Raw genomic sequence first — 22,630 nt, 5'->3', positions numbered from 1 at the left:
CACTCACCTGGAAACACACAGCGCCGGAGGAGGCTCGATGAGTGAAATACGAGGAGTTCCCTGGCGCGAGACAGCACGGGTCATGGCACTCTGCTGGGCGGTCTGCGGAGTGGCTTACTCCATCCTCAACGTCCTCGACGAGCCGACGCTGCCCATCGCCGCGCCCGTCGTGATGCTCCTGGTGCGTTGGTTCTGGGACCGGCACCGGCACTGGGCCGCGGGCGCTGCCGCGACCTTCGCGGGCTCGGCCGTCGTGTTCGTTCTGACGGACCTGGCACGACCGCACTGGGACCGAATTGCAGTGGATGCGCTGGGGACGGCAGCAGGAGCAACGGTGGCTCTGGTCTTCTTCGCTGGGGCGTCGCGGCTGATGCCTCCAACTACCAGATCAGATCACGCGAGCCACAACTCTTGACAATTACTCTCGGTCAACCGGTCCTACGCCTCGGCCGATCGTCCACTGAGGTCCGGCGCCGATCGCTGCTGTTCGCGCCTGTTGGTGTCAGCCGCTGGTGTCAGCCTTCGCACGCAGTATTGACGGGGGAGTCGCTCTACTCCTCGACTCCAAGAACCACGTCGGCAGCACGCGCGTGCCCCTTCGGATCATCGACTGCCACCCGCACCGACCACCGTTGCGGTCCCCCGATGTACTTGACGAAGCGGCTCTCTCCCAGCACGTCACCGATCACGAAGCGCCGGTCTGCCAAGTAGAGCGACCCGTCGAAGACCGTGGTAAATGACGGATCGGCGGCGACAGCCTGACCGTGGTCTCGGAACAACCGCACCTTGATCAGAACCGTCTGTGCTTGTACACGGACAATGACGTGAGTGTCGGAGGATGCAGCGGGAGCGCCCTCCAACTCCAGGTCATCGCGAATCCAGTCCGGGGACCCCAAAGCCATGACCGGGTTGTTGACGTACAAGTCGACTCCGGCTATCTGCACAGGTCTCGCCCTCCTGTCAGCCTTGGGGTTTGCCAAGGTACTCGCGTACACCCGGCATCCAACCTGCACCCCCACAACTGACCACGGCACGCGCGTGTGAGCGCCCTTCCGCCCCGGGGCGGAAGGGCGTTCTCCGTCAGCGGGGCAGTGCCGCCGCGAACGCCGCCAACGTCGCGAAGTCGGCCTCCCGCAGGCCGATCCTGGGGCTCACATGGTGCAGCAGTGCGGGGCCGGGATGGTGGGCGGCCACGAACGCGTCGTCGGCCGGGCCCTGCTCGTCGTCCACCCAGGCGAAGGGCCGGCCCTCGGCGTACGCCACGATCGCCTCGGTCTTCCAGTGCACCCCGTCGGGCCGCTCCGCGAACAGGTGCGTGCCGAAGTCGACGTACGGCAGCTCGGGCAGTCCGACGACCGGTGCGATCCAGCGGTTCGCCGCGTCCATCCACGTCGTGGCCCAGCACAGCTCGAACGGCAGCCCGAGCAGGGCCGCGCCGTGCTCCGGGTGCAGCCAGACCCGCAGCGGCCTGCCCGGATGCAGGGCCACCCGGATCGTCGTATAGCCGGCGGGCCGGCGCTCCGGCTGCGCGGCGTACGGGTTCAGGGGGCCGTCGACGTCGAGGAAGAGCAGGGGGCGGCTCACCCGGTCACCGTACGGCACCGCGCGGGTCAGGCACATGGAGAATTGTCTGCCGGGGCGGGCAGGCGCGCGAGGAGCTCTCCCTCGCCCTACGCCGACCGGTCCGTGCTGGTCAGTCGGCTGTCAGGAGCCGCTCGTACTCCGTCAGCAGTCCGTCGACCGCCTCGCGGCCGGCAGGCCGCAGCGGGGCGCGGACCGGGCCGGCCGGGAGACCGAGGGCGCCCAGGAGTGCCTTGGCGGTGACGGCACCGGGCAGGTCCGACGCCATCATCAACTCGATGAGAGGTGTGGCCCGTTGCTGGAGCCGGGCCGCCAGTGCCGGTTCCCCCGCGTCGAACGCGTCCAGTACCGAACGGAGTTGGCCGGGGATCACGTTCGCGACCGTGCTGACGTATCCGGCGGCGCCGACCGCGTAGAGGGCGAGGTTGTGCTCGTCGCAGCCCGCGTAGTACGCCAAGTCCGTCCGGGACAGCACCTTCTGGGTGCCGAGGAAGTCGTAGGAGCAGTCCTTGACCGCGACGATCCGCGGGTGTTCGGCGAGACGGATCATCGTGTCGGGTTCGATCCGGGTCCCGGTGCGGCCGGGGATGTCGTAGAGCACCACGGGCAGCCCCGAGGCGTCGGCGACCTCCCGGAAGTGCGCCTCGACCGCGTCCTGCGGGGGCCTGCTGTAGTACGGGGTGACCACCAGCACCGCGTCCGCGCCGGCCGTCTCCGCCTCCCGGGCGAGCTCGACGGTGTGCCGGGTGTCGAAGGTGCCCACCCCGGCGAGCAGCGCGACGCGCTCGCCCACCGCCTCGCGCACGGCCCTGATCAGCGCCGACTTCTCGGCGTCCGTCGTGGTCGGCGACTCACCCGTCGTCCCGGACAGCACCAGTCCGTCGCACCCCTCTGCCACCAGCCGCCCGGCGAGCCGCTGGGCGCCGTCGAGGTCGAGCGCGCCCGCCTCGGTGAACGGCGTGACCATGGCGCACAGGGCGCGGCCGAAGGGCGGGGTCGAGGAACCGGCGTTCGTCATACGAGTAGTCTCGACCCGCTGATCGTGAAGCTCCACTTAATTCTTCTACGAGGTAGAGGTAAGCATCGCTGAGAGGTGGCGGTCAGGGGCCGGGTCGCCGGGCGACGAAGACCAGCTCCCGGCCGGGGCGGTCCGGCGCGTCCCGCACGTCCTCCACCAGGTAGCCGAGGGAGCTCAGATCCGCCTCGACCTCCTCCCGCCCCCGGAAGCGCAGCGTCGAGTCCGACGTCAGCACCTGCCCGTCCGCCGCGAACACATACGTCCAGCGGAACGTCACCAGCGGCCCGCTCACCTCGGTCAGGTCCACCCAGCTCTCCACCGCGCCGACGCCCGGGATGTCCGTCACCCCGTACGAGCTCTCGCGGTTCCACTCCTCCCAGGCCCGCCGTGCCGGATCCCGCGTCTCGAAGACCAGACGTCCACCCGGCCGCAGCGCCGCGTGCGCGCCGCACAGGGAACTCCGCCACTCCTGTGGGCCGGAGATGGCCTGGGCGACGTTCGCCGTCATCGTCGCGAGGTCGACCCGCAGCGGCGGCAGCGCCGTCGCGTCACCGTGGATCCAGCGCACCCGTCCGCCGCCCGGCTTGGCCCGGGCCACATCCAGGGAGGCCAGGGCGGGATCGACCCCGACGACCTCGACTCCCCGGTCGGCCAGCAGCAGCGCGAAGACCCCCGTCCCGCAGCCGATGTCCAGCACGCGCCGCGCCCCGAACTCCTCCGCCATGCCGACGTAGGTGTCGAGATCGCCGCGGTCGGGGTCGAGCGGATCGTAGATCGCCGCGAGCCGCGGATGCCGGAAGCCCTCGTCAGCCATACCGGGACGGTACGCGGAGCCGGTGCGCCTGGGGAGGCCCTGTGTCCAATCCGGTCGCACATGGGTCACCATGGCAGGGACAGTTCGTGCACCCCTGGTCATGGGAGGCGTCATGAAGCTCGGCAAGGCGCTCGCCACCGGCGTCGCGCAGGAGCGGCCGCAGGTCCGGCAGGAGGAGATCGAGTTCCCCGGAGCGGTGCGGCCCGCGGAGATGCGTGACGTCGACGCGTCCGCGTCCACGGCCGCGGCACCGTCCACATCCACGTCCGCCGGCGACGAGGTGCCGGTCGCCCGATGAGGCTGCGGCTTCCGGAGGAACGACCTACGGAGCCGCCGACCGGATTCAAGATCGCCCACCCGGTGCTGTCCCAGGACGGCACCCGGGCCGGGTTCACCGGTGTGTCGCTCGGCGGCGCGCTGCCGTATGGAGTCGTGGCCGACGCGTCCTGCGTCTACGGACTGCGGCACCGGGCACCGCACCGCCGCTGCGACTGCGGCTTCCACTGCGTGCACGACCGGTCGACGGCCGAGGCGCTGTTGTGCACCGCCGAGCACCGGGCGGCCGCGCTGCTCGACGTCAGCGTCCTGGGTGCCTACATCCGCTTCGAACGCGGCTTCCGCTATGCCCGTCAACGGGTGCGTACGGCGACGGTCGGACCGTGTGCCTGCGGCACGGTCGCGGTCGCGCTCGCCGACGCCGGCTGGGGCAGGCCCGGCTGGTACGCCCTGGCCGCGGCCTGCGCGGGCTGCGTACGCGGCCGTACGTCCCTCTCGCTCGCGGTGTTCGCCCGGCTGGCCGGTGAGGGCCTGCGCGTCGTCGCGGGCGGCACCGGCCCGGTGGGCGACCTGGGCGACCTGGGCGCCCTCGGCAGCTCCGGCGCCCCTGGCATCCCCGACGACCTCGGCGTTCCCGAACTCGCCGCCGAGGCAGCCCTGTTGCAGGCCCGACTCGACTGGTTCCAGACCCAACTGTCCCGACTGGGCGAACGCGGGTCCGGCGGGGAGCCGCCGCGGTAGGAGGCCTGCCCCGGTGCCGGGCCGTCCTGGCACTTTGCCGCGGTGATGCCCGGCCGCCCCACCGGGTCCGCGTGCGTGCCCCGCGCGCCCGTCGGCGTACCCCGGGGTAGGCGCGCCCCGCCCGGGTACCCGAAGGTTCTGCGGCCGGGAGGAGGCGGGACATCGTGACCGGGACCATGAACGCCCGGCCCCTGCGCGACGGGCGGGACGGGCGCGACGAGCGCGACGGGAAGCGGCGCTCCATGGTCGCACCCGTCGGGCGGACCGCCGTACGGCCTTCCCGGCCCGCGCGGCCGGAAGTGCGCCCGGCTGATGCGGAGTTGGTCGAGACGGCGTGGTGCGCGGGGCGAGGTGGCGGGCCGAGGGGCGCCGCCGCCCGTGCGGGCCCGCTCGCCCCGGTCGGACCGGCCACCGCCGCGCCTCCGCCGATGTGGCACGTACCGGTGCCGCGCGCGCCGACCGGCCTGCCGGCCGCGACCGGCCGTGCCGCGACCGGCCGTGCCGGGCCCTGCCGGGCCGCGCTCCCCACGCCGAGGCCCCTCTCGCGCCGAAGCTGCCGAGAGCGCCCTACGCCCGAGGAGAGCCTCGGCGATGTCAGGGCCGAGGCCGATGCCGAGCAGACCAGGGAAAGGACCCACCTATGACGACGGACAGGACGGCGCGAGGCGCGGCCGGGGCCGAGGGGCCCGACGAGCTGCGCCGCCGGATCGAACGGACCAGGAGCCAACTCGGCGAGACCGTACAGGAGTTGGCGGCGAAGGTGGACGTCAAGGGCCGGGCGAGGGCGCGTGCCGCCGACCTCAGGGACCGGGCCGGCGCGATGACCGTCCAACTGCGCAGCAGCGCCGCGCAGGCCGGGCACGGTGTGCAGGACACGGTGGTACGCGCGGGACACGGCGCGCAGGACACGGCCGTACGGGCGGGACACAGCCTCCAGGACACCGCGGCCCGGGCGGGACGCTCGGCGGATCACGTGCTTCCGGGCCCGATCCGCACCGCCGTCCAGGCCGGGCGGCGGCATCCGCGGCCGGTGCTGATCGTCGGTGCGGCGGGGGCGGCGGTCGTCGCGGCCGCGGTGGTGAGGCGGCGGCGCGACGCGCGGTAGCGGTACGGAGCGGCACCGTGGCTCGGCCCGGACCGGGGGAACCGGTCCGGGCCGAGCCACGCCGTGCGCCGATCGCGGCAGGGCCGGCTGCGGCAGGGCGACCGTCGCATGGGCGCGGACGGCTGCCGCGTGGACGATCGCGGCACGGACGGCTGCCGCGCGGGTCGACTGCGGCACGGCCGGCTGCCGCACCGTCGACCGTGGCACGGACGGCCGCCGCACCGTCGACCGTGGCACGGACCGCTGCCGCACGGCCGACTGCGGCAGAGACGATCGCGGCACGGTCGACGGTGCGGCGCGGACGGCCGTCGCGCAGACGACCGTGGCTGGCGCGGCTGGCACGGCTGGCACGGCTGTCACAGGCACGGCTGCGGCAGGCTCGGCCCCCGCGCGGACGACCACCTGGCAGCCGCCTGACGTCACGCCGCCACGCCGGGCAGGGCGCGACCGTACCCGCTCGGCCGCGCCCTGCTCGCGCGCGCCACCCCGCCCAGCCGAACCCCTCGCCGATCCACCCCCACCGAACAATCCAACCGCCTGGACAAAAAAAGTTTTCGGTGAGACGGTGGGCGCATGCTGGATGTCACCGTGATCGAGGACCCCGAGGCCGCAGCCGTGTCCCTGGACCCCATCAGGGCCAGGCTGCTCGCCGAGCTGGCCGCGGGGCCCGCCTCGGCCGCCATGCTGGCCGGTCAGGTCGGGCTGGCCAGGCAGAAGGTGAACTACCACCTCAAGGCCCTGGAGCGGCACGGCCTGGTGGAGCTGGCCGGCGAGCGCCGCAAGGGCAATGTCACCGAGAGGCTGATGCGGGCGACGGCGGCGTCGTACGTCATCTCGCCCCTCGCGCTGGCCGCCGTGCAGCCGGACCCGGACCGCTTCCGTGATCAGCTTTCCGCGCGCTGGATGCTCGCCCTCGGCGCCCGGCTGGTCCGGGACGTCGGCTCGCTGATCACCGGCGCGACGAAGGCCCGCAAACGGCTGGCGACCTACGCGCTGGACGGCGAGGTGCGCTTCGCTTCGGCCGCCGACCGGGCAGCGTTCGTCGAGGAGCTGACAGCGGGCGTCAGCGCCCTGATCCGTAAGTACGACGCCCCGGAGGCCGAGGACGGCCGTGACCACCGGATCGTCGTGGCCCTCCATCCCACGGTCCGACCGCAGCCCCCCGCCGCCACCCCGGAAATCGACCAGAAGTAGCCAGGAGTCAGTGATGTCCAAGGAATTCGAGATCGTCCGCGAGTTTGAGGTCGACGCCACGCCCGAGGAGGTGTGGGAGGGTCTCACCCATGGCACCGGCGGCTGGCTGTGGCCGATGGAGTTCGACGGCGAGAGCGGCACCGGCCCCTTCGGGTCCACGCTCACGAACTGGGACCCGCCGCACCGCCTCACCTCACGCAGCGAGGACGTGGGCTTCCCGACGCAGAGCCTCAACCAGCTCGACAACACCATCGAGCCGCGCGACGGCGGCCGGCGGGCCTGGGTGCGGTACGTGCACAGCGGGATCTTCACCGACGACTGGGACAACCAGTACGACGGGGCGAGCAAGCACACCGACTTCTACCTGCACACCCTGCGTGAGTACCTGACGCACTTCGCGGGCCGCCTGGTCGCCTTCGCGACGCTCAACGGCCCTGGGGCGTCCACGGCCGCCGACGCGTTCGCCGCCGTGGGCCGTGCCCTCGGTCTCGCCGAGGACACGGCCCAGGGCGCGCGGGTGGCGGCCCGCGGGCCGGCCGGGCGGGAGTTCGACGCCGTGGTCGACTACCGAAACCCGTACTTCCTCGGACTGCGTACCGACGACGCCCTCATCCGCTTCTTCGGACGCAACCACTGGGGCGCGCCGGTCGGCATCTCCGTGCACGACTTCGCGCCGGGCGCCGACGCCAAGGCGGACGAGACCTCCTGGCAGAACTGGCTGGACGGGGTGTTCGACCGGTCCTGAGCCGGCGGCACCCGGGCGGTGCGGGCTACGGCTCGAAGCGCAGCACCTGCGGGTCGTGGTCGCTGATCTGGTCGTGGAACTCCGAGTTGATGTGCACGCTGTCGTACTCGAAGTGGCAGCCCCGCCGGATCGACGGGCTGACCAGGATCTGGTCCAGGACCTGCTGGTTGCCCTGGTAGTCGTAGGTGTAACGCTCGCTCCGGGGCAGCGACTTGATCGCCGACCACAGCTCGCCGTCGCCTTCGAGGATCTTCGCCGTGCCGGAGAACTCGAAGTCGTTGATGTCGCCGAGGGCGATGACGTCCGCGTTCTTCTGGGTGTCGAGGATGTCCTTGACGAAGGCGTTGACGAGCGTCGCCTGCTGGTGGCGCTGGGTCTCCGAGCTCCGCGCGACCGGCTGGTACTGCGAGGTCAGCCCCTGGTCGCCGCCCTTGGAGTTGAGGTGGTTGGCGATCACGAAGACCGTCCTGCCCCGGAAGACGAACTCGCCGGCCAGCGGCTTGCGGCTGCTCGCCCAGGCCGGGTTCGTCGGGTCGATCCGGCCGGGCGACGCCGTCAGCCGTGCCTTGCCGCGCACCTCCGTGACGCCGACGGCGGTGGTCGCGTCGCCGCCCGCACGGTCGGTGAAGGAGACCCGCTCGGGGTTGAACAGGAAGACCTGGCGGATGTTGCCGCCGGGCTCGCCGCCGTCGGTGTCGTTCGCCGGGTCGATGGAGCGCCACCGGTAGGCCGGGCCGCCCGCCGCGACGATCGCGTCGGTCAGCTTGGTCACCGTCCGGTCGGCGGTGACCGTGCCGTCGTCCGTCGCGCCGTTGTCGTCCTGGATCTCCTCCAGGGACACGATGTCGGGCGAGCTGAGGTTGTTCACGATCGCGGCGGCGTGCTCCTCGAAGGTGGCGTCCCCCGGGTCGAGGTTCTCGACGTTGTACGTCGCCACCGCCAGCTCGCCGCGCGACTGCTTCCGAGTCGTCTCGCGCTTCAGTCCGGCGCTCTTCAGGGTGCCGATCTCGTTCGCGACGAGGGTGTAGCCGCCGAACTGGTTGTAGTCCAGCGGGCCGCTGGTGGCGCCGGTGAGCGTGTCACCGACGTCCGCCACCGGGAAGTCGGCGGTCGCGCCGAGGGACTGGATCTGGAGGCGGCCGGTGTTCTGCGCGTCGTAGGAGCCGTAGACGGTGCCGCCGCGGCGGTTGACGTGCTCGTGCGGCTTCACCGTGACCCACAGCTCGCTGTACGGGTCGGTGGCCGTGACCACGCGGGTGTCGGAGACCCGGGCGGTCATGCCCTCCAGGGACTCGTAGAAGTCCAGGGCGTACTTCCGCGGCTTCAGGGCCAGCCCGTTGATCGAGCCGCCCGCGGCGCTGTCGCCCGGGGGGGTGTACGCGTCCGGCACGGACCGCGCGCCGACGACCGTGGCGGCCGGGACGGCGTTGCCGCCGGAGACGACGGTGACGGTCGGCTTGGTGATCTCGGTCAGCGTCTGGTTGCCGGTCGAGGCGCCGCCGGGGACGTACTCCGAGACGGTGCCGGTGACCGTGACGGCGTCACCGACCGCGACCTTCGGGGCGGAACCGGTGAAGACGAACACGCCTTCGCTGGTGGCCGGGTCGGCGTCCGGGTTCGGATCCTGTATCCAGAACCCCTTGGACGAGCCGTAGGTACGGACGGCGGTGACGATTCCGGGCACGTCCGTGACCTGGAGACCGGCGTACGGGGAGGTGCGGGTGGTGCCCTGGATGTCATGGACGCGTACCGCGTCCGCGTGCGCGGGCGAGCTGAGGACGACGGTCGAGGCCGCGGAGCACAGGGCGGCGACGGTGAGCGCGGCGAAGCGCGCGGAGGACTTGCTCGGCAACGGGATCCCTCCGGGGACATACGTGAGCGCCGGGGCGTGGGTGGCACGTGGCACGTGGGTCGAACGTGCACGTGGGTGGAACACGGGTGGCACGTGGGTCGAACGTCGGTCGAACGTGGAACGTCGTGGGGCCGCGACCCTCAGGGGCGGCGACGCGCGTAGAAATTCCGGTGAACAAGTGTCCGCTGGACATCTACGCGCGTCAATCTCCTGCCTGCTCACGCCAGTTGTCAAGGTTTCGGCCAGGCGCGGCCACCGGCGAGCAGATGAACCGGGCGGCATGGGTGGAAATCCGTCTAGGCTGAGTGGTCGAACCGTGATGCGTACGGCCGTCAAGGCGCCCTAGGAGAACCAGCCGATGTCAGAAAGCTCCAGCTCCTCCCTGCCGCCGGTGCGGCTGCACCCCGAAGCGGAGCTGGCGCGGGACGCCCTGTCCACGCCGTTGCTCTCGCGGGCCGCCCGGCTCGCCCGCTGGGCCGGACCCGACACCCGGGTCGACGCCGGGGGCGCGCTCGTCGAGGAACAGCTCCCCGCCGCGGCCGAGACCCTCGGCCTGACCGGCGACGGCGCGGCCGCCCTGGCGAGCGAGTCCTGGCGGATCGCCGTGGACGCCGGGCTCGTCGACGTGGTCGACGAGGAGGAGGGCACCGTGACGGCGGGCGAGGACCTCGCCCTGCTCGCCGGCGGCTCCCCGCACGACGTGCTCGGGGTGTGGCTGGCCGCGCTGGAGACCGTGCTGGCCGACGCGAGCGTGCCCGACCTCGACGACCTGGTCGCGGCGATGGACGAGGGCGGTGAGGTCGATCTCGCCGGGCTGGACTGGGACCCGGAGGCCGAGGCCGAGTTCCTCGACGGCGTCCTCGGCAACCTGTACCTGCTGACGGTGAGCGAGGGCGGCCCCGGCGACGGCCCGGTGCCGCTGCCCGCGCTCGCCGCGTCGATGCTCGTGCCCGACGACATGGGCGAGCCCACCAACGACATGCTGGAGCAGGTGTCCGACGCGATGATGCGGCTGGACGACCAGTTCCGGCTGCTGGAGCCCGTCGGGCTGGTGGAGTACCAGCCGGTCGACGAGGCGCTCATGGCGGACACCGACGACGTCGTCGCGGAATCCCCCGCGCAGCTCGACGAGGCCGACGTCGCCCGGTACGGCATGGTCCGCCTCACCCCCCTCGGTCGGTACGGAGTGCGCACGCGGCTGCTGGAGGCCGGCTTCGAGGCCCCCGCCGTGGGTGAACTTTCGGACAAGGGCGCGGACGCACTGCTCGACGGGACGGCCGGGTTCCCGCCCGCGGCGGCGCACGCCGAGACCGAGCAGTGGCTCGCGCACCGCGAACCCCTCGCCGCGGCACGGGAGTTGCTCGCGGCGGCCCGCGGTACCGACGCCGGCGCGCCGCTGCGGCGACTGCGCTGCCAGCAGGCGCTGTCCCTGGTCGGCACCGAGGCCGGACCGGCGCTGCGGGAGGTCCTCGACGACGCCGAGCTGGGCGGTCTCGCCCGGGTGTGGCTGAGCGAGCACGGCGCCTCCGACGTGCCCGTGCCGTCGCAGGCCATGGTCTTCTGGCTCACCATCGACACGGTGGCCGCGCAACTGGCCGCCGAGGGCAACTCCGAGGAACTCCAGGCCCTCGTGGAGGGACTCGCCGAGCAGCACGGCGGCTTCTTCGCCGCCGCCTGGCGGGTGGACCACCCGGCCACCGCGGACGTGCTGGAGGCGATGGGCCGCCTCCACCCCGACAAGAAGGTGGCCAAGGAGGCCCGGAAGGCGGCGTTCAAGGCGCGCTCGCAGCAACAGGGCTGAGCGCCGACGGCTGAGCGCGTTTTGCTTCCCGTGGGGCGGGAGCATACGGATTCATGGAACGCGGTGCGCTTCGGTCGCCCGGTGTTCAACTCCCGTTCAGGCGAGGGCGGGACGGTGTCGCGGAACCGCGACCGCCACCCTCCACGGCACACCCACCGTCACAGGAGACACCATGTCGCTCAGCCGCAGGGACTTCGCCAGGAAATCCGCGATCACGAGTGCCGGGGTCGCGCTGGCGGGCAGCGTCGGCGCCCTCGCCACCGCGCCGAACGCCCTCGCCTCCACGGACACCGAGAGCGTCGGAGAGGCGTCGGCGGACGCGCACGGCGGGGTCGGCTACGGACCGCTGGTCCCCGACCCCGAGGGCCTGCTCGCGCTGCCCGCCGGCTTCAAGTACCGCGTCATCACCTACAGCGGCCGGACCAAGCTGGAATCGGGCGAGTTCACCCCCTCCAACCACGACGGCACGTCCACCTTCGACGGTCCTCGCGGTACCACCCTCCTCGTCAACAACCACGAGCTGGCCGGCCCGCGCGCCCAGTGGCCCCACCCGGTGCCGCTCACCGAGGGCCTGGTCTACGACCCGGCCGCGGCCGGCGGCTGCACGGTCGTCGAGATCCGCCCCGGCGGCCATGTCGCCGAATGGGTCGGCATCGCGGGCACCGCCACCAACTGCGCGGGCGGCAACACCCCTTGGGGCACCTGGCTCACCTGCGAGGAGACCGAGGACAAGACCGGCACCAACGGGTTCACCAAGGACCACGGCTACGTCTTCGAGGTCGACCCCGCCGACCGCCGCGCCAACCGCAACCCCAAGCCCATCAAGGCACTCGGCCGTTACGCCCACGAGGCCGTCGTCGTCGACCCCAAGCGCGGCCACCTCTACCTCACCGAGGACGCGTCCAACCCGAACGGCCTGCTGTACCGCTGGACCCCGCCCGAGGACTTCTGCCACGGCCACGGCAAGCTGCGCCACCTCGCCGAGAACGCGGGCGTGCTCCAGGCCTTCAAGTGCTTCGACTCCGGCGGCAAGTTCGTCGACGACCTCTCCCGCGCCACCAGGATCGGCACGGTGTACGGGGTGGACTGGGTCGACGTCCCCGACCGCGACGCGAAGACGGTCTCGGTGCGCAAGCAGTTCGGCACCGGCGAGGTCACCCGCGCCCGCAAGCTCGAAGGCATGTGGTGGGGCGACGGCGGCACGTACATCGTCTCCTCGTACGCGCGCACCGAGAGCCCCGTCCAGCACGACGGCGCGGTGTGGTTCTACGACCCCAAGCGCCGCACCCTCACCCTGAAGGTCCTGATCGGCGTCAACCCGGACCCGTCCGTAGACGGCGCCTTCGACGGCCCCGACAACATCACCGTCTCCCCGTACGGCGGTCTCGTCATCGCCGAGGACGGCGAGGGCGTCCAGCACCTGTTCGGCGCCACCGACAGCGGCCGGACGTACCCCATCGCCCGTAACGAGCTGAACATCGGCACCGCGGAGAAGCCCGAGTACAGCGAGTTCACCGGCGTCACCTTCTCGCCCGACGGAAGGACGCTGTTCGCCAACATCCAGACCCCCGGCATCATGCTGGCCATCACGGGGCCCTGGAAGCGGCACAAGCGATAAAGACCGGGAGCGGCATTTAATTCGCTCGCTCGCCCCGAGCTGCGCCTCCTACAGTGAGATCACAACGTCACGCACCTCCCGGTGCGACGGCGGCGGCTACTTCTCTTCCAAAGAATCCGATGCCGCCGCCGACTTGATCTCGGGAGGCGCAGCTCATGGTGGGTGCCCGGTGCGCAGGCAACGGTTACTTCAGGGATCGGAAGGTTGCGGGTTCGAGTCCCGTCATCGACCTCGGGTCGGTGTAGCTCAATCGGCAGAGCATCTGAATAAAGTCCGTCGTCGACCCCTGATCTCGGGCACTCTCCTTCTGCTGCGCCTCCCTCCGGAACACGACTGAAAAGTCGTAGCGGAATTCGGGGGAATTCACCATGGCGCGATTCAATGTCCGCACCGCGAAGGCGCAGCCCGCCTCGCGGGTGACGTCGACGGGACGGGTGCTGCGCACCCACCAGGGAGGCCGGGGCCAGGAGCGCGACGCGCGCTCCGAGCTCTTCCTGCTCGCCGTCTCCCACTTCGTCTCCCAGCAGACCTTCTACGAGTCCGGCGCCGGCCGTGACGACCGCTTCGCGCGCCTGGTGCGCGAGCTCGCCGTCAGCGACCCGGCCTGGACCGCCGGACTGCTCGGCTGGCTGCGCGGTGAGGGAAACCTCCGTAGCGCCTCGGTCGTGGGCGCCGCCGAGTACGTGAAGGCGCGGCTGGACGCCGGCGCGACCGACGGCCCGTCGAACCGGCAGGTCGTGGCCTCCGTACTCCAGCGCCCTGACGAGCCCGGCGAGCTGCTCGCGTACTGGACCTCCGCGTACGGCCGCAACGTCCCGAAGCCCGTCAAGCGCGGCATCGCCGACGCCGTACGACGTCTCTACAGCGGCAGGTCGCTGCTGAAGTACGACACCGCGTCCAAGGGCTACCGCTTCGGCGACATCCTCAACCTCGTGCACGCGGCCCCTGACCCGGACAAGCCGTGGCAGGGCGAGCTGTTCCAGTACGCCCTCGACCGCCGGCATCACCCGGACACCGCCGTGCCGCCCGCCTCGAACCGCGTCCTGACCGCGCACCGCGAACTGATGGCGCTGCCGGTGGCGCAGCGGCGCGCGGTGGTCACCTCCGAGGGCGGCGCCGAGCGGCTCGCGGAGGCCGGGATGACGTGGGAGGCGCTGGCGGGCTGGCTCCAGGGGCCGATGGACAAGGAGGCCTGGGAGGCGGTGATTCCGTCCATGGGGGCGATGGCGCTGACGCGCAACCTGCGCAACTTCGACCAGGCGGGCGTCGGCGACGAGGTGGCGGCCGAGGTCGCCGCGCGGATCAGCGACCCGGCGGAGGTCGCACGTTCGCGGCAGTTCCCCTTCCGGTACCTCGCCGCGTACCAGCACGCGCCGTCGCTGCGCTGGTCGTACCCGCTGGAGCAGGCGCTCGGCCACTCGCTGGCCAACGTGCCCGCGCTGCCGGGCCGCACCCTGGTGCTCGTGGACCGCTCGGGCTCGATGTTCTACTCGCGGCTGTCCGACCGCTCGGAGCTCAACCGGGCCGACGCGGCGGCGATCTTCGGTACGGCGCTCGCGCTGCGGGCGGCGGACGCGGATCTCGTCGAGTTCGGCACGAGCAGCAGCCGGGTGAGGTTCCGCACCGGGGAGTCGGTGCTGAAGGTCCTGGAGCGTTTCGGCGACCTGGGCGGCACCGACACCACCGCGGCGGTGCGCCGCCACTACAAGCGGCACGACCGGGTGCTGATCGTCACGGACGAGCAGTACGCGTACAGCCGCGACGGGGACCCGACCGAGCAGGTCCCGGCGGACGTGCCGGTCTACACCTGGAACCTGGCCGGATACCGGGCCGGCCACGGCCCCTCGGGGACGGGCAACCGGCACACCTTCGGCGGCCTCTCGGACGCGGCTTTCCGGATGGTGCCTCTGCTCGAGGCGGCCAGGGACGCCGACTGGCCCTGGACCCGCTGAACCGGCCGTGGCCCGCGCTCCGGTGCGGGCCACGGCCTTGTCCGTGCCGGGGCCGGTACCGGTACCGGTGCCAGTGCCAGTGCCAGTGCCAGTGCCGGAGTCGGTGCCTGTGCCACGAGTCAGCCTCGGTGTCGGTGTCGGTGCCGGTGCCGGTGCCGAACGCCCGCACGGGCGGACAGCCTGTGCTCGACGTGTACGGCACGCCGCGCCGGCCGTTTCGGGCGGTCCGCCGCCCTGCCCTCGATGACGCGCGCCGCCACCAGGAGTGCGGCCGGGGCGATCAGCGACCACGTGGACCGGGTGGACATGGAGTGCTCCCTGTCTGGTGTCCCCGGGTGATGTGATGGACCATGCGGGCAGCAAGGGCTGCCCGCGGAATCAAGCGGGGGACTGTCTCCGTCCAGCCCTCGACAAGACGCGGAGAGTGTCCCCGGTCTGCAAGGAGTAACTGGATGACGCAGGTCAAGCCCATGCGCGCGGACGCTCGGCGCAACTATGAGCGGTTGCTGAAGGCGGCGGCGGAGGCTTTCGCCGAGCATGGGGAGGGCGCGTCTTTGGACGACATCGCCAAGCGGGCGGGGGTCGGATCCGGCACGCTCTACCGTCACTTCCCGACCCGGCAGGCGCTGCTGGAGGCCGCGTACGTGGACCGCATCGAGGCGCTGGCGGCACGCGCCGACGAGCTCGCGCGGCGACTGCCCCCGGGCGAGGCGCTGGTGGAGTGGCTGAACGAGCTGTGCGTCGGCGCGATCCAGGTGCGCGGCCTGAAGACCCTCCTGGGGTCGGCGGTCACGGACGGCAGCTCGGCCACGGTGACGGCGTGCGCCACCTCGGTGCGGGGTGCGGCGACGCGGCTGGTCGAGGCGGCGCAGGAGGAGGGCACCCTGCGGCGGGACATCGAGCCGGTCGAGGTCCTGCGACTGGCCCACGGCGTGGCGACGGCGTCTGAGCTGGCCGACGGGCAGGGGAACGCCATCCGCCGCTATGTCTCGCTGCTGACGGAGGGACTGCGGGCGTAGGTGGTCCGGGGACCCCGCACGCGGGCGGTGGAAGGGGCTCGTACGACACCCGGCCGAGCCCCCGGCCACTGTGTGCCCCGTGCGGGGCAGTGAGGGCTAGGGCCTGTTTCGAAAGTTCCGTCCGGCCCGCGAAGCCTGGCACGGCGCCGCGTTGTCGGAGTCGTCCGCGTACGCCCGCCCGGTAAGCGGACGACCCTCCGCCTTGCGATGCACCCCGCCGGACGCGGCGGGCCCCGCCCTCCGGGCGGACGACGCTACTCGCGAAACGCGTCCTAGAGCGACTGGGCCGCCGGCTTCACCATGTTCCGTACGGTGCGCGCCTTGACGAAGTCGCCCATCGCGGTCATCTCCCACTCGCCGGAGAACTGCCGGATCAGCTTCGCCATCAGCACGCCCGTCTGCGCTTCGGCGTTGGTGAGGTCGAAGCGGACGAGTTCCTCGCCGCTCGCGGCGTCCAGAAGGCGGCAGTAGGCCTTGGCGACGTCGGTGAACTTCTGGCCCGAGAAGGAGTTGACCGTGAAGACCAGGCCGGTGACCTCCTGCGGCAGCCGTCCGAGGTCCACGACGATCACCTCGTCGTCGCCGCCGCCCTCACCGGTGAGGTTGTCACCGGAGTGCTTGATGGCGCCGTTCACGATGGAGAGCTTGCCGAAGTAGCAGCTGTCGATGTGGTTGCGCTGCGGGCCGAAGGCGATGACCGACGCGTCCAGGTCGATGTCGCTCCCGCGGTACGCGGGCTCCCAGCCGAGGCCCATCTTGACCTGGGAGAGCAGCGGGCGGCCGCCCTTGACCAGGGAGACGGTCTGGTTCTTCTGGAGGCTGACCCGGCCCTTGTCGAGGTTGATCTTCCCGGTGCCGGGCGCGGCGACGGGCGGCGCGGGCGGCACCGGGGGAACGGGCGGGACGGCCTGCGGCTGCACGGCGGGCGGCGCCGGGGCGACCGGCTGGGCGGCCGGCTGGGCGGGGGCGGCCGGGGCGGCGGCCGGTTCCTCGACCGACACACCGAAGTCGGTGGCGATGCCGGCCAGACCGTCGGCGTATCCCTGGCCGACCGCGCGGGCCTTCCAGGCGCCGTTGCGGAGATACACCTCCACGACCACCAGGGCCGTCTCGGTGCCGAGCTGCGGGGGCGTGAACGTGGCCAGGACGCTGTTGTCGTCCGCGTTGCGGATCGTGGCCGTGGGCTCGACGCCCTGGAAGGTCTGGCCCGCGCCGTCCGGGCTCGCGGTGATGACGATCTTCTCGATGCCCGGCGGGACGGCGGAGGTGTCGACGGTGATCGCGTCGGGGGCCGCGCCGCCGCCCGAGCGGTAGGTCACGCCCGGTCCGCTCGGCTGGTTGTAGAAGATGAAGTCGTCGTCGGAGCGCACCTTGCCGTCGGCGGTGAGCAGCAGGCCCGATACGTCGAGCCGCACCGGGGCGGCGACGTCCACCGTCACGCGGGCGGCCGACAGAGGGATGTTCGAGCCGGGTGTCATAGCTGTCATGCCGGGTGAACGAGCGGGGCCGCTTTACCGTTCCCTTACCTGGCGGCCAATCGGGTAGCGCGGCGGCGGGGGTGTCCTTCTCGCCCCCGCCGCCCCGGCCTGCTCCGTCCCGTTACGGGGGAGCCCGCCCCGTCCCGCCAGGTCCCGTTACGGGGGAGTCCCTCCTACGGCACGACCACGATCTTCCTGCCCACCCCCGCCGCGAACTGCTCCAGCGCCTGCGGGTAGCGGTCCAGGGGGATGCGGTCGCTGATGAAGACGTCGGGGTCCAGCACCCCGTTCGCGAAGAGTTCCGCCGCCCGCTCGAAGCTGTGCAGGACCGCCATCGAACCGGTGATCGTGATCTCCTGGTTGTAGATGCGGTACGGGTCGACGGTGACCCGGGTCGCGTAGTCGGCGACCCCGAACTGGAGGAAGGTTCCGGCCTTCGCCACCCGGTCCAGCCCGTCCTGGATCGCGGCGGCGTTGCCCGTCGCGTCGACGACCACGTCCCAGCCCTGGGGACGGTCCAGCTCGTCCGCGTTCGCCGCGGACCCCGAGACGCCGAGGCCGCGCGCCGTCTCCAGGCGGGCCGGGTTCACGTCCACCACGTCCACGCTCGCCGCCCCGGTCCGCTTCGCCAGCTCCAGCATCATCAGCCCCATCGTCCCGGAGCCGTAGACCAGGACGTGGGCGCCGAGGCGGGAGGCCAGCACGTCGTAGCCGCGCACGGCGCAGGACAGCGGTTCGATCAGCGCCGCGTCCTGGGTACGGACGTGCTCGGGCAGCCGTACGCAGTTCGCCACCGGAGCGAGCGCGTACTGCGCCGCGCCGCCGGCCGTCGTCACGCCGATCGCCGCCCACCGCTCACAGAGGTTGTTGTGGCCTGTACGGCAGTACCGGCACTCGTGGCAGTACAGGGACGGGTCGACCGCCACCCGGTCGCCGACCGCGACCTCGGTGACCTGGGTGCCCACCCCGACCACCTGCCCCGCGAACTCGTGCCCCGGCACGATCGGGAGCTTGGGCGCGAACTCGCCCTGGAGGATGTGCAGATCGGTGCCGCACAGGCCGCAGGCCGCGACCTCCACGACGACCTCCCGCGGGCCCGGCGTCGGGTCAGGGACCTCGGTGACGACGGCCCGGCCCACGGACTCGATGACGGCGGCCTTCATTTCACGGCTCCCAACGACAGGCCCTGGACCAGCTTGTCCTGGGCGGCGAACCCCGCGGCGAGCACCGGCAGGGAGACGACGAGCGACGCGGCGCACACCTTCGCCAGGAACAGGCCCTGGCTGGTGATGAAGCCGGTCAGGAAGACGGGGGCCGTCTCGGCGGCCACGCCGGTCAGCACCCGGGCGAACAGCAGCTCGTTCCAGCTGAAGATGAAGCAGATCAGGGCGGTCGCCGCGATGCCGGGCAGCGCGATCGGGGCGACCACACGGGTCAGGACCGTCGGCAGTCGCGCGCCGTCCACCCGCGCCGCCTCGATCACCGCCACCGGCACCTCGGCCAAAAACGACTGCATCATCCACACCGCGATCGGCAGATTCATGGACGTGTAGAGGATGACCAGGAGCCAGATGTTGTCCAGCATTCCGGCGTTCTTGGCGAACAGGTAGATCGGCAGCAGGCCCGCCACCGCCGGCAGCATCTTCGTCGACAGGAAGAAGAACAGGACGTCCGTCCACTTGCGCACCCGGCGGATCGACAGCGCGTACGCAGCGGGCAGCGCGAGCGCCAGGACCAGCGCCGTCGACACCACCGACGCCACCGTCGAGTTGATCAGCGCCGGCCAGGGGCTCGCCCCGCCGCCGGTGCCGAAGAACTCCCGGTAGCCGTCCAGCGTCAGCGCGGCCCCGAAGGACGGCGGGTTCGTCGCCGCGTCCTGTTCGGAGTGGAAGGACGTCAGCGCCATCCAGGCGATGGGCAGGAAGAACAGGACTCCGGCCAGCCAGGCCAGCAGGCCCAGCCCGGCGCCCTTGCGGCGGCCGCGTACTCGTACGGCTGTGGCGCTCATGCGCGCGACACCTCCTCGCGGAACAGGGACGACACCACGCGCAGGGCGAAGGTCGCGATGACGATCGAGCCGATGACCACCAGGACACCCGCGGCCGAGGCGAGGCCGTTCTCGTGGGCCTGGTAGAAGCTCTGGTAGACGGTGTAGGGAAGGTTCGCCGTGCCCAGGCCGCCGGACGTGATCGTGAAGACCGCGTCGAAGTTCTGGACGATGTAGATCGAGCCCAGCAGGGCGCCCAGTTCCAGGTAGCGGCGCAGGTGCGGCAGGGTGAGATGGCGGAAGACCTGCCAGTCGCTCGCGCCGTCCACCCGGGCGGCCTCCAACTGCTCCGGGTCCCGGCTCTGCAGACCCGCCAGCAGGATCAGCATCATGAAGGGGGTCCACTGCCACACCAGTGACGCCTCGACCGCCAGCAGCGGGGTGTTGGAGATCCAGTCCGGCTGGGGGCCGCCGACGTAGTGCAACAGGCCGTTGAACAGGCCGTACTCGGGGTTGTAGAGCACGTGCTTCCACAGCAGCGCCGCCGCGACCGGTACCACCAGGAACGGTGCGATCAGCAGGGTGCGGACCACGCCCCGGCCCGGGAACCTGCGGTCCAGCAGCAGTGCCAGCACCAGGCCCAGGACCAGGCTGGCCAGGACCACCGCCGCGGTCAGCAGCACCGTCGTCCACACCGAGTGGCGCAGGTCCGCGTCGGAGAGGACCTGCCGGTAGTTGTCCACGCCGGTGAAGTGACGGGCCTTGGGGTAGAGGGCGTTCCAGTCGAAGAAGGAGATCACCAGCGTGGCCACGAACGGGAGCTGGGTCACGGCGACCATGAAGATGAGCGCGGGGAGGAGCGGGGCCCGGGTCGCCCAGGCGCGCAGCCGGGCCGAGGGCTGACGGGTGGTGCGTACCGGAGTGGTGGTCACAGGGGCCGTCGTCGTCGCTGTCATCGTCCCTCGTACTCCTCGGAGATCTTCTCGGCGAGCTGCTGGGACTTGCTCAGGGCCGAGTCGACGGACTGGCGTCCGGCGATGGCCGCGCTGATCTCCTGGGAGACCTTGGTGCCGAGGTCGGTGAACTCGGGGATGCCGACGAACTGGATGCCGGGCGCGGGACGCGGCTGCACCCCGGGGTCGTCGGGACGAGCGCCCTCGATGGCCTCCTTCGTCATCTCCTGGAAGGCGGCGGCCTCCGCGCGGTAGGCCGGGTTCTCGTACGTCGACGCCCGCTTGCCGGCCGGCACGTCGGCCCAGCCGATCTCGTCGCCGACCAGCTGCTCGTACCCCTTGCCGGAGGCCCAGGAGACGAACTGCCAGGCCTTGTCGGGGTTGCGGGACGCCTTCTGGATGCCCCAGGCCCAGGTGTAGAGCCAGCCCGCGGAGTCGGTCTTCTCGACGGGCGCGGGGGCGTAGCCGAGCTTGCCCTTGACCGGGGAGTCCGTCGCCTCCAGGGAACCGGCCGCGGAGGTGGCGTCGTACCACATGGCGACCTTGCCCTGGGTCATGTTGTTGAGGCACTCGGCGAAGCCGGACTGGGCCGCTCCCGACTCGCCGTGCTCGCGGACGAGGTCGACGTAGAACTTCGTCGCCTTCTTGAACTCGGGGGAGTCCAGCCGTGCCTTCCAGTCCTTGTCGAACCAGGTGCCGCCGAAGGTGTTCACGACGGTGGTGAGCGGGGCCATCACCTCGCCCCAGCCCGGCAGTCCGCGCAGGCAGATGCCCTTCATGCCCGGCTCGGCGCCGTCCGTCCGCGCGGCGAGGTCCGCCACCTGGGCCCAGGTCGGATGCGCGGGCATCGTCAGGCCCTTCGCGGCGAACACGTCCTTGCGGTACATCAGGAAGGACGACTCGCCGTAGAAGGGTTGACCGTAGAGCTCGCCGTCGTCGGCGGTGAGGGACTGGCGCATCGGCGTCAGGACGTCCTGCTCGTCGTACGCCGGGTCCTTGGCGACGTACGCGTCCATCGGCTCCAGCCAGCCGTTCTTGGCGTAGATCGGTATCTCGTAGTTGGAGAGGGTGGCGACGTCGTACTGGCCCGCCTGGTTGGCGAAGTCCTGACTGATCTTGTCGCGGACGTCGTTCTCCGGCAGGACGGTGAAGTTCACCTTGATGCCGGTCTCCTTGGTGAAGTGCGCGGCGGTGAGCTTCTGCAACTCGGTCATCTGCGGGTTGTTGACCATCAGGACGTTGATCGAGTCGCCGCCCGATCCCGCCCCGCCCGCCCCGACCCAGCAGCCGGAGAGCAGCGGGGCGAGCAGCGTCCCTGCGGCGACCGCGGCGAGTGTGGCTCGCGGCCTCCGTCGGCTCTGGGTTCGCATGGATCGCTCCTGGACGTATAGGTGGATAAAGGGCACCTGAGGGGCGCGGTGGGGATGCGGTGGCGCCCTACGGGTGGTGAGTCGGGTCTGCGGACGGAGTGGGCCGGGCCGTCAGACCCGGATGACCTGCGGCCCGAGCAGTGAGTACCGATGGGCTTCCGCCGTCGGCAGCAGCGTGCTCGTCACGATCGTCTCCAGCGCGCCGATCTCGGCGAACCGGCAGAAGCTGACCGCTCCGAACTTGGTGTGCACGCCCGCGAAGACCGTGCGCCGTGCGGCGCGGACGGCCTGGGCCTTGACCTCACCGACCGCGGGGTCGGGGGTGGTCAGACCGTGCTCGCGGGAGATGCCGTTGGCGCCGAGGTAGGCGAGGTCGATGACGAAGCCGGCCAGCATCTTCGTCGTCCAGTGGTCGACGGTCGCCAGCGTGCCGGAGCGGACCCGGCCGCCGAGCAGCAGGACCGAGACGTTCCCGGTCCCGGCGAGGGCGCCGGCCACCGGCAGGGACGCGGTAACCACGGTCAGCGGCCGGTCCCTGGGCAGTGCCTCGGCGATGAGCTGCGGGGTGAACCCCTCGTCGACGAAGACCGTCTCGGCGTCCCCGAGCAGTTCGGCCGCGGCGGCCGCGATCCGGCGCTTCTCGGGTACGTGACTGGTGGCGCGGAAGGCGAGCGTCGTCTCGAATCCGGCGCTCTCCACGGGATAGGCGCCGCCGTGGGTGCGGCGCACCAGACCGTGGTCCTCCAGGGCGCGCAGATCCCGTCGTACGGTCTCCTTGGCCACGCCCAGTTCGGCCGCGAGGGCGGTGACGTCGACCGAGCCGGTGGTGCGGGCGACCCGCACGATCTCCCGCTGGCGTTCTTCCGCCGTCTTCACGCTCATGGCCGCCACCCGCTCTCCCCTCTACGACTTCCCTGCCCGTTCGGGCCCGGTGCGGCCCATGGGGGAAGTTGTACAGCGGGTGCGCGGCGCTGACCAGGCCTGTTGCAGGTCCGATACGGCCCGCCTGGGCCCGTTTCGCCGGGCCGGTGCCCGCCGCGGACCTGCGAGGCTGCGCGGGAGGACGGGAGAGCGGGCGGCGTCGATGCCCGAACAGGGGAGCGGGCGGGCCCGTTCGGTGCCCGCC

The 22,630-nt window shown here is 71.7% G+C and carries 21 protein-coding genes; 10 read left to right on the top strand and 11 right to left on the bottom strand.

Features of this window, described 5'->3' with window-relative positions; genetic code table 11:
- Positions 1-37 precede the first annotated feature (37 nt).
- Positions 38-415, top strand: a complete 378-nt coding sequence (locus tag ACFV0T_RS39640) for a hypothetical protein (protein WP_385790022.1) — start codon at positions 38-40, stop codon at positions 413-415.
- Positions 416-551: 136 nt separating this feature from the next.
- Here ACFV0T_RS39640 and ACFV0T_RS39635 read toward each other — a convergent pair whose 3' ends face one another.
- The 4 genes from ACFV0T_RS39635 to ACFV0T_RS39620 all read right to left on the bottom strand — a co-directional run bounded on the left by ACFV0T_RS39635 (position 552) and on the right by ACFV0T_RS39620 (position 3,413).
- On the bottom strand, positions 552-923 hold the full coding sequence (locus ACFV0T_RS39635; RefSeq protein WP_385790020.1) for a hypothetical protein: 372 nt from the start codon (positions 921-923) through the stop codon (positions 552-554).
- 157 nt (positions 924-1,080) lie between these two features.
- Positions 1,081-1,584 carry a hypothetical protein gene (locus tag ACFV0T_RS39630; protein ID WP_385790019.1) on the bottom strand — a complete coding sequence of 168 codons (504 nt, stop codon included), beginning with the start codon at positions 1,582-1,584 and terminating at the stop codon, positions 1,081-1,083.
- A gap of 109 nt (positions 1,585-1,693) precedes the next feature.
- Positions 1,694-2,599, bottom strand: a complete 906-nt coding sequence (dapA, locus tag ACFV0T_RS39625; RefSeq protein WP_385790018.1) for a 4-hydroxy-tetrahydrodipicolinate synthase — start codon at positions 2,597-2,599, stop codon at positions 1,694-1,696.
- An 82-nt stretch (positions 2,600-2,681) separates the two neighbouring features.
- Positions 2,682-3,413, bottom strand: coding sequence for a class I SAM-dependent methyltransferase (locus ACFV0T_RS39620; protein WP_385790016.1), 732 nt, complete (start codon positions 3,411-3,413; stop codon positions 2,682-2,684).
- A gap of 112 nt (positions 3,414-3,525) precedes the next feature.
- Here ACFV0T_RS39620 and ACFV0T_RS39615 point away from each other — a divergent pair, with 112 nt between their 5' ends.
- The 5 genes from ACFV0T_RS39615 (at position 3,526) to ACFV0T_RS39595 (ending at position 7,474) form a co-directional block, all read left to right on the top strand.
- On the top strand, positions 3,526-3,711 hold the full coding sequence (locus tag ACFV0T_RS39615; protein WP_385790014.1) for a hypothetical protein: 186 nt from the start codon (positions 3,526-3,528) through the stop codon (positions 3,709-3,711).
- Entirely contained in the window at positions 3,708-4,430 is a 723-nt protein-coding gene (locus ACFV0T_RS39610; protein ID WP_385790012.1) for a hypothetical protein, read from the top strand. Before ACFV0T_RS39615 ends, ACFV0T_RS39610 begins: the two co-directional genes overlap by 4 nt.
- 640 nt (positions 4,431-5,070) lie before the next feature.
- Positions 5,071-5,535 (top strand): DUF3618 domain-containing protein, encoded by a 465-nt coding sequence (locus ACFV0T_RS39605; protein WP_385790010.1) that lies wholly within the window; start codon positions 5,071-5,073, stop codon positions 5,533-5,535.
- Between the two features lie 573 nt (positions 5,536-6,108).
- The gene (locus ACFV0T_RS39600) at positions 6,109-6,729 is read left to right on the top strand and encodes an ArsR/SmtB family transcription factor (protein ID WP_385790008.1); all 621 of its coding nucleotides are present in this window, start codon (positions 6,109-6,111) and stop codon (positions 6,727-6,729) included.
- 13 nt (positions 6,730-6,742) lie between these two features.
- On the top strand, positions 6,743-7,474 hold the full coding sequence (locus ACFV0T_RS39595; protein WP_385790006.1) for an SRPBCC domain-containing protein: 732 nt from the start codon (positions 6,743-6,745) through the stop codon (positions 7,472-7,474).
- A 25-nt stretch (positions 7,475-7,499) separates the two neighbouring features.
- On the opposite strand, the gene ACFV0T_RS39590 is transcribed toward ACFV0T_RS39595, so the two are convergent.
- A complete protein-coding gene (locus ACFV0T_RS39590) occupies positions 7,500-9,326 on the bottom strand; it encodes an endonuclease/exonuclease/phosphatase family protein (RefSeq protein ID WP_385790005.1) in 1,827 nt (608 codons plus the stop codon).
- A 358-nt stretch (positions 9,327-9,684) separates the two neighbouring features.
- Between ACFV0T_RS39590 and ACFV0T_RS39585 the strand changes: the two genes are divergently transcribed.
- The 4 genes from ACFV0T_RS39585 to ACFV0T_RS39570 all read left to right on the top strand — a co-directional run bounded on the left by ACFV0T_RS39585 (position 9,685) and on the right by ACFV0T_RS39570 (position 15,716).
- Positions 9,685-11,127 carry a hypothetical protein gene (locus ACFV0T_RS39585; protein ID WP_385790003.1) on the top strand — a complete coding sequence of 481 codons (1,443 nt, stop codon included), beginning with the start codon at positions 9,685-9,687 and terminating at the stop codon, positions 11,125-11,127.
- A gap of 172 nt (positions 11,128-11,299) precedes the next feature.
- The gene (locus tag ACFV0T_RS39580; RefSeq protein WP_385790002.1) at positions 11,300-12,745 is read left to right on the top strand and encodes an alkaline phosphatase PhoX; all 1,446 of its coding nucleotides are present in this window, start codon (positions 11,300-11,302) and stop codon (positions 12,743-12,745) included.
- Positions 12,746-13,113: 368 nt separating this feature from the next.
- Positions 13,114-14,697, top strand: coding sequence for a TROVE domain-containing protein (locus ACFV0T_RS39575; protein ID WP_385790000.1), 1,584 nt, complete (start codon positions 13,114-13,116; stop codon positions 14,695-14,697).
- A 452-nt stretch (positions 14,698-15,149) separates the two neighbouring features.
- Positions 15,150-15,716 carry a TetR/AcrR family transcriptional regulator gene (locus tag ACFV0T_RS39570; protein ID WP_385789998.1) on the top strand — a complete coding sequence of 189 codons (567 nt, stop codon included), beginning with the start codon at positions 15,150-15,152 and terminating at the stop codon, positions 15,714-15,716.
- A gap of 272 nt (positions 15,717-15,988) precedes the next feature.
- Here the strand turns inward: ACFV0T_RS39570 and ACFV0T_RS39565 are convergent, their stop codons facing one another.
- The 6 genes from ACFV0T_RS39565 to ACFV0T_RS39540 form a co-directional block, all read right to left on the bottom strand.
- Complete coding sequence (locus ACFV0T_RS39565) at positions 15,989-17,194, bottom strand: TerD family protein (protein ID WP_385790034.1); 1,206 nt, start codon at positions 17,192-17,194, stop codon at positions 15,989-15,991.
- Positions 17,195-17,367: 173 nt separating this feature from the next.
- Positions 17,368-18,357 carry a zinc-dependent alcohol dehydrogenase family protein gene (locus tag ACFV0T_RS39560; RefSeq protein ID WP_385789997.1) on the bottom strand — a complete coding sequence of 330 codons (990 nt, stop codon included), beginning with the start codon at positions 18,355-18,357 and terminating at the stop codon, positions 17,368-17,370.
- Positions 18,354-19,202 (bottom strand): carbohydrate ABC transporter permease, encoded by an 849-nt coding sequence (locus ACFV0T_RS39555; RefSeq protein ID WP_385789995.1) that lies wholly within the window; start codon positions 19,200-19,202, stop codon positions 18,354-18,356. The genes ACFV0T_RS39560 and ACFV0T_RS39555 overlap by 4 nt, the downstream gene beginning before the upstream one ends.
- Positions 19,199-20,137 (bottom strand): carbohydrate ABC transporter permease, encoded by a 939-nt coding sequence (locus ACFV0T_RS39550; protein WP_385789993.1) that lies wholly within the window; start codon positions 20,135-20,137, stop codon positions 19,199-19,201. Before ACFV0T_RS39550 ends, ACFV0T_RS39555 begins: the two co-directional genes overlap by 4 nt.
- Positions 20,134-21,504, bottom strand: coding sequence for an ABC transporter substrate-binding protein (locus ACFV0T_RS39545; protein ID WP_385789992.1), 1,371 nt, complete (start codon positions 21,502-21,504; stop codon positions 20,134-20,136). The genes ACFV0T_RS39550 and ACFV0T_RS39545 overlap by 4 nt, the downstream gene beginning before the upstream one ends.
- 111 nt (positions 21,505-21,615) lie before the next feature.
- The gene (locus ACFV0T_RS39540) at positions 21,616-22,386 is read right to left on the bottom strand and encodes a DeoR/GlpR family DNA-binding transcription regulator (protein ID WP_385789990.1); all 771 of its coding nucleotides are present in this window, start codon (positions 22,384-22,386) and stop codon (positions 21,616-21,618) included.
- Positions 22,387-22,630: the final 244 nt, after the last annotated feature.

Origin of the sequence: Streptomyces sp. NPDC059582 (assembly GCF_042735715.1) — a bacterium.
Taxonomy (GTDB): Bacteria; Actinomycetota; Actinomycetes; order Streptomycetales; family Streptomycetaceae; genus Streptomyces.
The sequence above is the reverse complement of the archived record's forward strand: the minus strand, read 5'-3'. Positions and strand labels throughout refer to the sequence as shown.

Excerpts from the sequence above, each read along its gene's own strand:
- ACFV0T_RS39570 (WP_385789998.1), top strand. The coding sequence starts at position 15,150 with ATGACGCAGGTCAAGCCCATGCGCGCGGACGCTCGGCGCAACTATGAG.
- ACFV0T_RS39550 (WP_385789993.1), bottom strand. The coding sequence starts at position 20,137 with ATGACAGCGACGACGACGGCCCCTGTGACCACCACTCCGGTACGCACC.
- dapA (WP_385790018.1), bottom strand. The coding sequence starts at position 2,599 with ATGACGAACGCCGGTTCCTCGACCCCGCCCTTCGGCCGCGCCCTGTGC.
- ACFV0T_RS39605 (WP_385790010.1), top strand. The coding sequence starts at position 5,071 with ATGACGACGGACAGGACGGCGCGAGGCGCGGCCGGGGCCGAGGGGCCC.
- ACFV0T_RS39560 (WP_385789997.1), bottom strand. The coding sequence starts at position 18,357 with ATGAAGGCCGCCGTCATCGAGTCCGTGGGCCGGGCCGTCGTCACCGAG.
- ACFV0T_RS39595 (WP_385790006.1), top strand. The coding sequence starts at position 6,743 with ATGTCCAAGGAATTCGAGATCGTCCGCGAGTTTGAGGTCGACGCCACG.
- ACFV0T_RS39555 (WP_385789995.1), bottom strand. The coding sequence starts at position 19,202 with ATGAGCGCCACAGCCGTACGAGTACGCGGCCGCCGCAAGGGCGCCGGG.
- ACFV0T_RS39615 (WP_385790014.1), top strand. The coding sequence starts at position 3,526 with ATGAAGCTCGGCAAGGCGCTCGCCACCGGCGTCGCGCAGGAGCGGCCG.
- ACFV0T_RS39545 (WP_385789992.1), bottom strand. The coding sequence starts at position 21,504 with ATGCGAACCCAGAGCCGACGGAGGCCGCGAGCCACACTCGCCGCGGTC.
- ACFV0T_RS39580 (WP_385790002.1), top strand. The coding sequence starts at position 11,300 with ATGTCGCTCAGCCGCAGGGACTTCGCCAGGAAATCCGCGATCACGAGT.
- ACFV0T_RS39610 (WP_385790012.1), top strand. The coding sequence starts at position 3,708 with ATGAGGCTGCGGCTTCCGGAGGAACGACCTACGGAGCCGCCGACCGGA.
- ACFV0T_RS39565 (WP_385790034.1), bottom strand. The coding sequence starts at position 17,194 with ATGACACCCGGCTCGAACATCCCTCTGTCGGCCGCCCGCGTGACGGTG.
- ACFV0T_RS39640 (WP_385790022.1), top strand. The coding sequence starts at position 38 with ATGAGTGAAATACGAGGAGTTCCCTGGCGCGAGACAGCACGGGTCATG.
- ACFV0T_RS39620 (WP_385790016.1), bottom strand. The coding sequence starts at position 3,413 with ATGGCTGACGAGGGCTTCCGGCATCCGCGGCTCGCGGCGATCTACGAT.
- ACFV0T_RS39600 (WP_385790008.1), top strand. The coding sequence starts at position 6,109 with ATGCTGGATGTCACCGTGATCGAGGACCCCGAGGCCGCAGCCGTGTCC.
- ACFV0T_RS39575 (WP_385790000.1), top strand. The coding sequence starts at position 13,114 with ATGGCGCGATTCAATGTCCGCACCGCGAAGGCGCAGCCCGCCTCGCGG.
- ACFV0T_RS39585 (WP_385790003.1), top strand. The coding sequence starts at position 9,685 with ATGTCAGAAAGCTCCAGCTCCTCCCTGCCGCCGGTGCGGCTGCACCCC.
- ACFV0T_RS39540 (WP_385789990.1), bottom strand. The coding sequence starts at position 22,386 with ATGAGCGTGAAGACGGCGGAAGAACGCCAGCGGGAGATCGTGCGGGTC.